Below are 12,448 nucleotides of genomic sequence, written 5' to 3'. Positions count from 1 at the left end.
TCGTGCCGTGAGTCGTACGCGCAGATTTCAGCAAGGAGGTTCAAAGATGAACGAGGTCCTTGCTGTGCCATTGCGCGCAGTGGGCGGGTTCTTCGAACTGACGGCCGAAGTCGCGCGTTCCAGTGTGCGCAGACCATTTCAAGGTCGCGAGTTCATCGACCAGTCCTGGTTCATCGCACGCGTTTCCATCGTGCCGACACTGTTGGTCGCGATTCCATTCACCGTTTTGGTGAGCTTCACGCTGAACATCTTGTTGCGCGAGATCGGCGCGGCCGATCTCAGCGGGGCGGGCGCGGCCTTCGGCGCGGTCACCCAGGTCGGCCCGATCGTCACCGTGCTGATCGTCGCCGGGGCCGGTGCCACCGCAATATGCGCTGACCTGGGCGCTCGCACGATTCGCGAGGAAATCGACGCGATGCGGGTGCTCGGCATCAACCCGGTGCAACGCCTGGTGGTGCCGCGGGTACTGGCGTCGATGTTCGTCGCGCTGATGCTCAACAGCCTGGTCTGCACCATCGGTATCGTCGGCGGATTTCTGTTCTCCGTCTTTCTGCAGGACGTGAACCCGGGCGCGTTCGTCAACGGCATCACGCTGCTGACGCATTTGCCCGAATTGGTCATCTCGGAGGTGAAGGCCGGATTGTTCGGGCTGATCGCCGGGCTGGTCGCCTGTTATCTGGGCCTGAATGTCAAAGGTGGTCCGAAGAGTGTCGGTGATGCGGTGAATCAGACCGTTGTCTTCGCCTTTATGGCCTTGTTCGTGGTCAACGTGGTGGTCACCGCGGTCGGTATCAAGTTCACGGCGCGGTGACCGCATGGCCTTCGTGATCGAATCCCGCTTCCCGCGTACCGTGCGACGAGTGCGTCGGATGTCGGACTCGCTCGATTCTGTTGGTAAACACGCTGTGTTCTATGCACAGGCCCTGGGGGCTATTCCGCGTGCCCTGACGCACTATCGCACCGAAACCATTCGCCTCATCGCCGAAATCAGCATGGGCAGCGGTGCTTTGGCGGTGATCGGCGGCACCGTCGTCATCGTCGGCTTCCTGACGCTGTTCGCCGGCGGCACCATCGCCGTGCAGGGCTACAGCTCGCTCGGCAATATCGGGGTCGAGGCGCTCACCGGCTTCTTCGCCGCCTTCATCAATGTCCGCATCGCCGCGCCGGTGATCTCCGGCATCGGCCTGGCCGCCACCATCGGGGCCGGGTCGACGGCGCAGCTGGGCGCCATGCGGGTGGCCGAGGAAATCGACGCGCTGGAGTCGATGGCGATCCGGCCGGTGCCGTATCTGGTCGGTACCAGGGTGCTCGCCGGGATGATCGCGATCGTGCCGCTCTACGCCCTCGCGGTGATCGCGTCGTTCCTGGCCAGCCGGTTCGCCACGGTGGTCATCTACGGGCAGTCGGCGGGCGTGTACGACCACTACTTCTCCACCTTTCTCATTCCGAGCGACATCCTCTGGTCGTTCGCCCAGGCGATCTTCATGGCCCTGGCGGTCATGCTGATCCACACCTACTACGGCTTTCATGCCGCGGGCGGACCGGTCGGGGTCGGCGTCGCGGTCGGCAACGCGGTGCGCGCCTCCCTGGTCGCGGTGGTCACGGTGACCCTGCTGATCTCGCTGGCCATCTACGGCACCTCCGGCAACTTTCACCTCTCCGGGTAACGCGATATGGCGGATTCGAACAAAGTGCGCGCAGCAGTGGGTTACAAGTTGGCCGGCTCCGCGATGGTGCTCGCGCTGGTCGCGATCGTCGCCGTCGCCATGGTGATGTTCGTCGGCGGGTTCACCTCGACGGCCACCGTGACCATCGACGCGCCGCGCAGCGGGCTCGTCCTCGACCCCGACGCCAAGGTGAAGGTGCGCGGCGTGGAGATCGGCCGCGTGGTCTCGATCGATCAGACCGCCGATGGCGCCAGCCTGAAGCTCGCGCTGAATCCCGAACAGCTGAAGCTGGTTCCGGCCAACGCGGGCGTGGATATCCGTTCCACCACCGTCTTCGGCGCGAAGTACGTGAACTTCACCGTGCCGCAACAACCTTCGTCGGCCTCGCTGCAACCCGGCGCGCGGGTGACGGCTCAGCACGTGACCGTCGAATTCAACACGCTGTTCCAGCATCTGTCCGACGTGCTGGCCAAGGTGGAGCCGGAGAAGCTGAACGCGACGCTGTCCGCGCTCGGCACGGCGCTGCAGGGCCGGGGCGAGAAATTGGGCGACCTGCTCGCCCGCAGCGACGCCTACCTGCGCGACATCAACCCGTATCTGCCCACGCTGCAACAGGATCTGGTGCGCACCGGCCAGGTCACCGACCTGTACGCGGACACCGTCCCGGACCTGTTGCGCACCGTGGACAACGCCACCGTCACCAGCCAGACGCTGGTCGACGAGCGGCAGAGCCTGGACGATGTGCTGGCCAACCTGATCGGCCTGGCCGACACCACCGGTTCCGTGCTGCGGGAGAACGAGGGCAATTTCAGCACCGCGCTCGATCTGCTGCGCCCGACCACGAGCCTGCTGTTCGAATACGCGCCCGCGCTCAGCTGCATCATCAACGGCCTCGGCCCGATGATGCCGCTGGCCGAGGAGGTGTTCGGCGGCAAGCTGCCCGGCATCGGGATGAACACCAACTTCATGTTCGGCGCGCAACCCTACAAGTACCCCGACGACCTGCCGAAGGTGAACGCGACCGGCGGCCCGCACTGTGAGGGCGTGGTCGATCGGGTGCCGGGCAGCCACGCAGGATACGTCGTCACCGACACGAACGAGGGAGCGCCGTACGTGCCGAACACGGGTTTCACCAAGCCCAACGAGGCGCCGAAGGTGTTCCAGCTCCTGTTCGCCGGACTGCCGGGGGTGGGCTCGCTGTGAAGAACACCGCGACGACGGTAAAGCTGCTCGTCTTCACCCTGGTGATGGCGCTGATCTTCGCCGGACTGGTGATCGTGTTCAGCCAGATGCGGTTCGCCAGGGAATACGGGTACCACGCCGTGTTCACCAGTTCGTCCGGGATGCTGCCCGGATCGAAGGTGCGCATCGCCGGCGTGCCGGTCGGCTCGGTCTCCTCGGTGAAGGTGGGCGAGGACCATCTCGCGCACGTCGAGTTCGACGTCGACCGCAAGTACCGGCTGCTCACCAGCACCCGCGCCACCATCCGCTACGAAAACCTGGTCGGCGACCGGTATCTGGAGTTGCTGGAGGGGCCGGGCACGACCGAGGCGCTGCGCGACGGCGGCACCATCGGCAAGGACAAGACCGCGCCCGCGCTGGACCTGGACATGCTGCTCGGCGGGTTCCGCCCGCTGCTGCGCGGCCTGGACCCGGCTCAGGTGAACGATCTGACCAGCGCGCTGTTGCAGATCTTCCAGGGGCAGGGCGGCACCTTGGTCTCGCTGCTCAACAGCGGCGGGTCGTTCGCCAAGACCCTCGCCGACCGCGACGCGCTGATCGGCACCGTGATCAACAACCTGAACACGGTGCTGCAGACCATCGATCAGCGCGGCGACCAGTTCGCCGCCACGCTCGACGAATTGCAGCGGCTGGTCAGCGGTTTGGCCGCCGACCGCGACCCGATCGGCGACGCGCTGCCCCGGATCGCCGGCGCGACCCGCGACCTGACCGGACTGCTCCAGCAGGCGCGACCGGACCTGCGTTCCACCATCGAGCAGACCGGGCGGCTGTCCACCAATCTCGACGAGGGCTCCGACACCATCCAGTGGGTGCTCGACAAGCTGCCCGACACCTACAAGAAGCTGATCCGCATCGGCGCCTACGGCTCGTTCCTGCAGCTCTATGTCTGCGGGACCAACCTGGTGGTGGACGGCCCGAACGGGCAGCCGATGCAGGTGAACCTGCCGGGTAAGCAGACGACCGGAAGGTGCACGCCCTGATGAACGAGCGATCACGCGCCGTCACCATCGGCATCGTCGGGATAGTCGTCGCGGCGTGTGTTGCCCTGTCCGCCTTGCAGTTCGACCGGTTGCCGTTCATTCGCAGCGGTGCGAGCTACACCGCCTACTTCGCCGACGCGGGCGGGCTGTTGCCCGGCGACCCGGTCCAGGTGGCCGGTGTGCGCACCGGCCGGGTGGACGATGTGCGGCTGGACGGCGCGAAGGTGCTGGTCCGGTTCACCCTCGACGAGTCGATCGTGCTCGGCCAGAAGACCTCCGCCGCGATCAAGACCAACACCGTGCTCGGCCGCAAGTCGGTCGAGCTGACCCCGACCGGATCGGGCGCGCTGCGCCGCGACGACACGATTCCGCTGGACCGCACCACCTCTCCGTACTCGCTCAACGACGCGCTCGGCGACCTCGGCCGCACGGTGCAGGGGCTGGACATGGATCAGGTGGACAAGACCCTGGACACGCTCTCGGCGACATTCGCCGACACCCCGGCCCCGCTGCGGGCGGCGCTGGACGGGGTCACCGCGTTGTCGCGCAGCATCAATGCCCGCGACCAGGCCCTGTCCGAGCTGCTGACCCGGGCGCAGAACGTCACCAAGATCCTGGCCGACCGGAGCAACCAGATCAACGCGCTGCTGCTGGACGGCAACAACCTGCTCGGCGAGCTGGACCGGCGCCGCGCCGCGATCGGGCAGCTGATCGTCTACGTGAACGAGGTGGCCAAGCAGCTGTCCGGCCTGGTCTCGGACAACGAGCCGATCCTCAAACCCGCACTGGACAAACTGAATTCGGTGCTCGGCCTGCTGCAACGCAACAAGCAGAACATCTCCGACGCGCTCGACAGCCTCGGCCCGTACGCCGCCGCGCTGGGTGAGCAGGTCGGCAACGGGCCGTGGTTCAACGCCTATGTCGTCAACGCCACCAGCACCGAATTGCAGCCGCTGGTCGACGCGCTGGTGTGGCCCGAGCATCTGCCCGAGGACCTGCGCAACATCTTCACCAACCCGGCACCGCCGTCGATCGGGCCCGCCCTTCAGGAGCCACCGCGATGAACATGCTGGACAGAGCTCGAAAACTACCGCGCTGGACGCTGCTGGTCGCCGGCGGACTGGTCGCCGCGCTGGTGCTGGCCGGCGTCTACGGCGGCGTAACCCGGATCGGGAAGACGAAGATCACCGCGTATTTCCCGTCGACGTCCGGGCTGTATCAGGGCGACGAGGTCCGGGTGCTCGGCGTGCACGTGGGTCGGATCGATTCGATCGAACCGGGCAAGGACCGGGTCAAGGTCGAGATGACCATCGACCGCGGCATCGATCTACCCGCCGACGCCCGCGCGGTGATCATCTCGCCGTCGCTGGTCTCCGCGCGGTTCATCCAGGTGGCGCCCGCCTACGTCAGCGGTCCGAAAATGCGGGACGGCGCGGAGATTCCGCTCGAGCACACGGCCGTGCCGGTGGAGTGGGACGACATCAAGGCCGAACTGTCCAAGCTGTCCACGACGCTCGGCCCGGTCGGCGACGACGCGCAGGGCTCATTCGGCCGCTTCGTCAACACCGCCGCCGACAATATGGACGGCAACGGGCAGAAGCTGCGCGACACCTTGCGCGAGCTGTCCGCGACCCTGAACACGTTGTCCGACGGGCGAACCGATCTGTTCGGCACCATTCGCAATCTGCAGAAGTTCGTCGATGTGCTCTCGGCGAGCAACGAGCAGATCGTGCAGTTCGGCGGCCGGCTCGCGTCGGTCTCCTCGGTGCTGGCCGGCACCGCGCAGGAACTCGGTGCGGGACTGGACAATCTGGATACCGCGCTCGGCGACGTGAAGCGGTTCCTGGACGGCAGCGGCGCCGAACTCACCGAGGGTGTGCAGCGGCTGGCCGAGGTCACCCAGCAGTTGGTGGACAAGCGGCCGGAGCTGGAGCGGGTGCTGCATTCGGGGCCGACGGCGCTGGTGAACTTCTACCAGATCTACAAGCCGGCCCAGGGCACGCTGGCCGGTGCGGTCTCGCTCAACAACACGGCCGATCCGCTCGGCTTCCTCTGCGGGTCGGTGCGGGCGCTGGAAACCAACGACTCGGATCGCTCCGCCGATCTGTGCGCGCAATATCTCGCGCCGGTGATCAGTTCGCTCGCCATGAATTACGCGCCGATCATGCTGAATCCGGCCACCGGCGTGCACGCGTTCCCGAACCAGCTGACCTACAGCCCGCCGAGCCTGGCCGGGCAGACCGCCCCGCCCGGGCCCGCGCCGGGACCGGCGCCGGTGACCGTGCCGAACGGCCTTGCCGGACTTGCTGTTCCAGGAGGAGGGCGATGAGGAAGCCGCGCCGGATGGCCATGCTGGTGGTGGGTCTCGCGATGGCGCTGGGCCTCTCGGGTTGTGAGTGGGACGGCTTGAACTCGCTGCCGATGCCCGGCACCGAGGGCACCATGGACGGCGCGTACAAGGTGCGCATCCAGATGCCGAATGTGACCACGCTGACCAGGAATTCACCGGTCCGGGTCGACGACGTCACCGTGGGAACCGTGTCGGGCATCGAGGTGGAGGGCTGGCACGCGCTGGTCACCGTCACGCTGAATCCGAGCGTGCGGCTGCCCGCCAACGCGGTCGCCAAGATCGGCCAGACCAGTCTGCTCGGCAGCAACCACATCGAGCTGGCGCCGCCGAGTGACGTTGTGCCGCAGGGGCAGTTGAAGGACGGCGACCTGATTCCACTGGAGCGGGCCGGCGCCTATCCGACCACCGAGCAGGTGCTCTCGTCGCTGTCGGTGGTACTCAACGGCGGCGGCATCTCGCAGCTGGAAACCATTACCCGCGAACTGAATTCCGCGCTCAGCGGCCGGGCGAACGACATCCGCGATCTGCTGCCGCAGCTCAACGAGCTGACCACCAACCTGGACAAGCAGCGCAACGACATCATCGCGGCGATGAGCGGACTGGACCGCCTGGGTGGCCAGCTGGCTCAGCAGCGCGACGTGGTCGCCGCCGCGATCGAGCGGATCCATCCCGCGCTCACCGTGCTCGCCGATCGCACCAAGAACATCACCGCGACGATCAACGCGCTCGGCGACCTCAGCGACGTCACCGACCGGCTCATCGCCAGCAGCGGCGACAACCTGAAGGCCAACCTGCGCAGCCTCGCCCCGGTGCTGCAGACGCTGGCCGACACGGGGAACAACCTGGTCGAATCGCTGAAGATCATCCCGACGTTCCCGTTCCCGATGAAGAACCTCGACAAAGCGATCATGGGCGACTACCTGAACCTGTTCATCACCGTCGACCTCACCGGAAAGCGGCTGGACAGCAACTGGTTGACCGGCACCCCGCTGGGCGGCCGATTCGGCGGCGTCGAGGGCGTGATCGGCAGTTTCGCGCCCGACACCGCCACGCAGAGCGGGAATCCGGCGACCGGACCCCTGCAAACCGGGCCTGCCCCCGGGGCCGGGCCGGCGCCGGCCATTCCCGGCCTGCCGCCGATTCCGGGTCTGCCCGCCATCCCCGGGCTGACCGTGCCGATGCCGGGAGACACTGCGCCACAAGGGGGTCCGGGCCGATGACGCTCACCCGATTCGTCCGCGTCCAGCTGTCCATCTTCGCCGTGCTCACGGTGATCGGCCTGGTGATCATGGGCGGGGTGTATGTGAAGGTGCCCGCGATGTTCGGCATCGGGCGCTACGACGTCACCGTGCAGCTGGAGGCGACCGGTGGTCTCTACCCGACCGCCAACGTCGCCTACCGCGGCACCAATGTCGGTGTGGTGCAAGATGTTCGGCTTACCGCCCGCGGGGTCGAGGCGAAGCTGTCCATCGACAGCGACTACAAGGTCCCGGCCGACGTCAGCGCCTGGGTGCGCAGCGTCTCGGCGATCGGCGAGCAGTACGTCGACCTGATCCCGCCGGACCACCCGGCCGGCCGGAACCTGGGCGACGGCGCGGTGATCCCGGTGGATCGCACCAAACTTCCGCAGGACGTCGGCACGCTGCTCGACCAGTCCGACCGGCTGCTGTCCAGCGTCGCCGACACCCGGCTGCGGCAGGTGATCGACGAGGCGTTCAAGGCGTTCAACGGTGCGGGCCCGGACCTGCAACGATTCATCGACTCGGCGTCGCTGCTGGTGCAGGAGGCGCAGAACAGCGCGGAACCGACCAAGAAGCTGCTCGATCAGATCGGACCGCTGCTGGACACCCAAATCGAGTCCGATGCGGCGATCCGGTCCTGGACCAGCGATCTGGCCACCGTCACCGACCAGCTGCGCGCGCACGATCCGTCGCTGCGCAACGTGCTGCGCGACGGGCCGTCCGCCATGCAGCGGGTCAGCGCCCAGTTCGAGTCGCTGCGCCCGACCCTGCCGCTGCTGCTGACCAACCTGGTCAGCACCGGACAGGTCGGCGTCACGTATCACGCTGGACTGGAACAACTCCTGGTCGTTTTCCCGCCGCTGATCGCGGCGCTGCGGACGATTATCCGCGGGCCGGTGGAATACGGCGCCATGGTCGACTTCATGGTGGTGGTCAACGACCCGCCCGCCTGCACGACCGGCTTCCTGCCTGCCAACGAACGTCGCTCACCGAGCGAGCTGGATTCCATCCCCTCCCCGCCCGGCCTGTACTGCAAAGTGCCGCAGGACTCGCCGGTGGACGTGCGCGGCATCCGCAACACGCCGTGCGCCGAATTCCCCGGCGTGCGAGCGCCGACACCCGAGCTCTGCCGGACCGGTTACGTCCCGGAAGGGGACAACCCCGCGTTCGGTCCGCCGCGACCGGTAGCCCCGGCCTCCGCGCCGGTCACACCGGGGACGACACAGGTGGCACCCGCCGCGTACGGCACCGGCACGCCCGCTGCCGCGAGATCCTATGACCCGTCCACCGGCCAGTACATCGGCCCGGACGGCCGCACCTACCGACAGGGCGATATCGGACCGGGCGGTTCGGGCACGGTACCGTCGAGCTGGCAGGCGATGCTCGAGGAGCAGCAACGATGAGCGAAAAGAAGGCAGATCAGCACCGGACGCGGCGACGCGCGGTGCGCTCGGTGGGTCCGCCGGTCGAGGAGACCGCGGGCCCGGCAGTGACATCGGTTCCGGTCGCCGAGACCGGTGCCGCGAAGACCACCGCGTCCACGGCGCTCGGCGGCACCACCTCGGATGCCGAAAACACGTCTGCGGTCCCGGCTTCCGTGCCGACGCCGATCGAGGCGAAAGTCGCGGCACCGGTGGTCGACGCCGAAGACTCGGCGGACAGCACTGTGGTCGACCTCGCCAAGGGCGCGCCGGCGACCGAACCGCAGGACGCCGATACCGCGCGGACCCGTCGCGGAACGTGGCGCGTCGTCGGCGTTGCCGCGGCGTCCGTCCTGGTGCTCGCGCTGCTGATCGGCGCGGGCTTCGCGGGCATGAAGGTGCGTTCGATCGACGCCCGCGACGACCGCCGCGGCGAGTACGAGCAGACCGCGCGGCAGGCCATCCTGAACCTCACCACCATCCGCGCCGATTCGGCCAAGGCCGACATCGACCGGATCCTCTCGGTCGCCTCCGGCAAGTTCAAGAACGAATTCGACGGGCGGGTCGACCCGTTCATGAATATCGTGCAGCAGGCGAAGGTGGTCTCCAACGGCGAGATCGTCGACGCGGCGCTGGAGAACGACAGCGACGACTCCGCGACGGTGCTGGTCGCGGCCAAGCAGTCGCTCACCAACGCGGGGCAGCAGGGCGAGCAGACCCGGTTCTACCGCTTCCGGGTCACCGTGAGCCGCGGCGACTCCGGCATGACGGTTTCCAAGGTGGAGTTCGTCGGATGACACTGCGTGCAATGACCAAGCGAGGCAAGATCTTCCTGGCCACCCTGAGCGTGCTCGCCGTCGCGGCGGTGGTGGTGCTCGGCGTCAGCGGCTACCGGATCTGGAACGACGACCAGGCCGAGCAGGCCCGCAAGGACGCGGTGACGGCGGCGAGCCGGACCGTTTCGGCCATGTTCACCTACGACTTCCAGACGGTGGACAAGGAACTGCCGAAGGCGGCCGACAACCTCTCGCCGAAGTTCAAGGACGACTACCTGAAGCTCATCCAGCAGGCGATCGCGCCGGGCGCCAAGGAAAAGCAGCTCAACGTCAAGGCGACCACCCAGGCGGGCGGCGTCGTGTCCGGCGACAAGTCGAAGGTCGTCGTGCTGCTGTTCCTGAATCAGGTGACCACCAGCAAGGATTCGCCGGAGGGCACCACCACGGGCAGCCGGGTCCGGGCCACGGTGGAGAAGGACGGCGACCGCTGGCTGGTCGACCAGGTCACCCCGGTCTAGTCGAAAACGGCTGTCACGCAGTCGTTTCGCGCGGTAGCCGGACGGTGAAGGTGGTGCCGGTCCCCTCGATGCTGCGCACATCGACCGAACCGCCGTGCGCGGTGACCAGCGCCTGCACGATGGACAGGCCGAGGCCGGCGCCGCCGCTGGTGCGGGCGCGGGAGTTGTCCGTGCGGTAGAAGCGTTCGAAGATGCGATCGGCCTCGTCGGCGGGCAGGCCGGGTCCGGTGTCGGCGACCTCGAGCAGAACCTCGTCGGCGGTGGGGGTGAGCCGGACCGCGACCGCGGCGTCCGGCGGGGTGTGCGTGAGCGCGTTGTTGAGCAGGTTGGCCAGCACCTGGCGCAGCCGGGTCTCGTCGCCGACGATCTCCAGAGTGCCCTCACCGGTTTCGATTTCGAGTTCGATGCGGCGGCTGGACCCGTCCGGATCTGCGGCCGCCGCCATCGCCCGCGCGCTGTGCACGGCATCGCTGGCGACCGCGAGCAGATCGACCTGACCACGCTCCAGCGGGCGCTGAGCGTCCAGCCTGGCCAGCATCAGCAGGTCCTCGACCAGGATGCCCATCCGCTGCGATTCGCGTTCGATGCGGTCCATGAAGAGGTCGGGATCGGTGGTCGCGCCCTGGCGGTAGAGCTCGGCGAAACCGCGAATGGTGGTGAGCGGCGTGCGCAATTCGTGGCTGGCGTCGGCGACGAACTGGCGCATCTTCGCCTCCGACCGCCTGGCGGCCGCCTCCGACGCCTCGGTTTTCGCGAACGCCTGCTCGATCTGGGTGAGCATGCCGTTGAGCGACCTGGACAGCCGGTCGACCTCGGTGTTGCTGCCGCGCACCGGAACTCGCCGATACAGGTCGCCACGGGCGATGGCGGCGGCGGTGTTCTCCACCCGCAGCAGTGGGCGCAGGCTGCGCCGGATCACGAAGTAGGCGGCGAAGGCCAGTGCGGTCAGCACGATCAACCCGACCACCAGTTCCAGCATCACCAGGCGTTGCACGATCTCCAGGTTCTGATTGAGCGGCAGCGCGACGGTGGTGGTGCCGTCCGGGACCCGGACGGTCAGGGTCCGCCACTCGATCGGGCCGCCGCCGGCCGAGCGCACGGTCAGCGGGCCGATCTGCGGTGCGTCCGGCAGTGCGGGTTCGGCGTCGAGGCCGAACGCCTTGATCACGTAGACCCGCCCGTCGTCCTGCGTCGAACGGACATAGAACTGGCTGGTGTGCCGCGGATCGCCGGGCAGGCTGGGCGGCGGGGGCACCCGGCGGCGGGACCATTCGATCGCGCCGTTGCGCAGCTGCTGATCGGTACGGTCGGTGAGCGAGCGTTCCAGGCCGGAGGTGACCACCATGCCGGAGATCAGCAGGCCGAGTCCCGCCGTGGCGACCAGGATCAGCATCAGGGTCACCCGCAACGGGATCGCCGACAGCACACCGGAGGTCTTGGCGCGCAGCGCCGCGATCCGGCCCTCGGTCATTTCCCAGCCGACCGGCTGCGACTCGGCGCGCGCATCACGTAGCCGACCCCGCGCAGCGTGTGGATGAGCCGCTCGTCGCCGGTGTCGACCTTCTTTCGCAGGTACGACACATAGGTCTCGACCACGCCGACCTCGCCGCCGAAGTCGTAGCGCCACACGTGATCGAGAATGCGCGGCTTGCTCAGCACCGTGCCCGCGTTGACCATGAAATAGCGCAGCAGGGTGAACTCGGTGGGGGAGAGCGCGACCGGCTCGCCCGCCTTCCACACCTCGTGTGTGTCGTCGTCGAGTTCGATGTCCTCGAACCGCAGCCGGGAGCTCTCCCGCTGCGGCGCGGCGTGACCCGCGCGGCGCAGGATCACCCGCAGCCGGGCGACGACTTCCTCCAGGCTGAACGGCTTGGTCACGTAGTCGTCGGCACCGAGGGTGAGACCGGTGATCTTGTCCTGTACCTCGTCGCGCGCGGTCAGGAACAGCACGGGCGAGTCGATGCCGTCGGCGCGGAGCCGGCGCAGCAGGCCGAAGCCGTCCATGCCGGGCATCATCACGTCGACGATCAGCGCCTGCGGCCGGAAACTGCGCGCCTTGTCCAGCGCCTGCGCCCCGTCGACCGCCGTGTCCACCGCGAAACCCTGGTAGCGCAGACTCACCGCGAGCAGCTCCACGATCATCGGCTCGTCGTCGACCACCAGCACCCGCGCCTCGGGTGCCTGCTCCGCAGGCGCACCACTCATGGGTTCATGGTCCGGCAATTCCCTGCGAACTTGCTGGACCAACCCTGG

At 67.8% G+C, this 12,448-nt stretch carries 12 protein-coding genes; 10 read left to right on the top strand and 2 right to left on the bottom strand.

From position 1 onward, the window contains the following. Positions 1-46 precede the first annotated feature (46 nt). Genes ACFYO1_RS39770 through ACFYO1_RS39725 form a run of 10 tightly spaced genes read left to right on the top strand, consistent with a single transcriptional unit; the run spans position 47 to position 10,195 of the window. Positions 47-811: an ABC transporter permease gene (locus tag ACFYO1_RS39770; protein ID WP_150403813.1), complete on the top strand. Its 765-nt coding sequence runs from the start codon at positions 47-49 to the stop codon at positions 809-811. 4 nt (positions 812-815) lie between these two features. Beyond that, on the top strand, positions 816-1,667 hold the full coding sequence (locus ACFYO1_RS39765) for an ABC transporter permease (protein WP_150403814.1): 852 nt from the start codon (positions 816-818) through the stop codon (positions 1,665-1,667). Positions 1,668-1,673: 6 nt separating this feature from the next. Further along, entirely contained in the window at positions 1,674-2,870 is a 1,197-nt protein-coding gene (locus ACFYO1_RS39760; RefSeq protein WP_387243460.1) for an MCE family protein, read from the top strand. Beyond that, positions 2,867-3,889 (top strand): MCE family protein, encoded by a 1,023-nt coding sequence (locus tag ACFYO1_RS39755; RefSeq protein WP_387243457.1) that lies wholly within the window; start codon positions 2,867-2,869, stop codon positions 3,887-3,889. The genes ACFYO1_RS39760 and ACFYO1_RS39755 overlap by 4 nt, the downstream gene beginning before the upstream one ends. Continuing rightward, on the top strand, positions 3,889-4,953 hold the full coding sequence (locus tag ACFYO1_RS39750) for an MCE family protein (protein WP_387243454.1): 1,065 nt from the start codon (positions 3,889-3,891) through the stop codon (positions 4,951-4,953). The genes ACFYO1_RS39755 and ACFYO1_RS39750 overlap by 1 nt, the downstream gene beginning before the upstream one ends. Then, on the top strand, positions 4,950-6,218 hold the full coding sequence (locus ACFYO1_RS39745) for an MCE family protein (protein ID WP_387243451.1): 1,269 nt from the start codon (positions 4,950-4,952) through the stop codon (positions 6,216-6,218). Before ACFYO1_RS39750 ends, ACFYO1_RS39745 begins: the two co-directional genes overlap by 4 nt. Beyond that, positions 6,215-7,459, top strand: coding sequence for an MCE family protein (locus tag ACFYO1_RS39740; protein ID WP_387243448.1), 1,245 nt, complete (start codon positions 6,215-6,217; stop codon positions 7,457-7,459). The genes ACFYO1_RS39745 and ACFYO1_RS39740 overlap by 4 nt, the downstream gene beginning before the upstream one ends. Then, entirely contained in the window at positions 7,456-8,883 is a 1,428-nt protein-coding gene (locus tag ACFYO1_RS39735) for an MCE family protein (RefSeq protein ID WP_387243445.1), read from the top strand. The genes ACFYO1_RS39740 and ACFYO1_RS39735 overlap by 4 nt, the downstream gene beginning before the upstream one ends. After that, a complete protein-coding gene (locus ACFYO1_RS39730) occupies positions 8,880-9,698 on the top strand; it encodes a hypothetical protein (RefSeq protein ID WP_387243442.1) in 819 nt (272 codons plus the stop codon). The genes ACFYO1_RS39735 and ACFYO1_RS39730 overlap by 4 nt, the downstream gene beginning before the upstream one ends. An 11-nt stretch (positions 9,699-9,709) precedes the next feature. Then, on the top strand, positions 9,710-10,195 hold the full coding sequence (locus ACFYO1_RS39725) for a h domain protein (protein ID WP_387243439.1): 486 nt from the start codon (positions 9,710-9,712) through the stop codon (positions 10,193-10,195). Between the two features lie 13 nt (positions 10,196-10,208). Here the strand turns inward: ACFYO1_RS39725 and ACFYO1_RS39720 are convergent, their stop codons facing one another. Further along, positions 10,209-11,666 carry a sensor histidine kinase gene (locus ACFYO1_RS39720; RefSeq protein WP_387243436.1) on the bottom strand — a complete coding sequence of 486 codons (1,458 nt, stop codon included), beginning with the start codon at positions 11,664-11,666 and terminating at the stop codon, positions 10,209-10,211. Further along, a complete protein-coding gene (locus ACFYO1_RS39715; RefSeq protein WP_150403823.1) occupies positions 11,663-12,400 on the bottom strand; it encodes a response regulator transcription factor in 738 nt (245 codons plus the stop codon). Before ACFYO1_RS39715 ends, ACFYO1_RS39720 begins: the two co-directional genes overlap by 4 nt. Between the last annotated feature and the right edge of the window lie 48 nt (positions 12,401-12,448).

Origin of the sequence: Nocardia sp. NPDC006044 (assembly GCF_042871115.1) — a bacterium.
Lineage (GTDB): Bacteria > Actinomycetota > Actinomycetes > Mycobacteriales > Mycobacteriaceae > Nocardia.
Note: the sequence above shows the minus strand (reverse complement) of the source record. Positions and strands in the feature narration are given on the sequence as shown.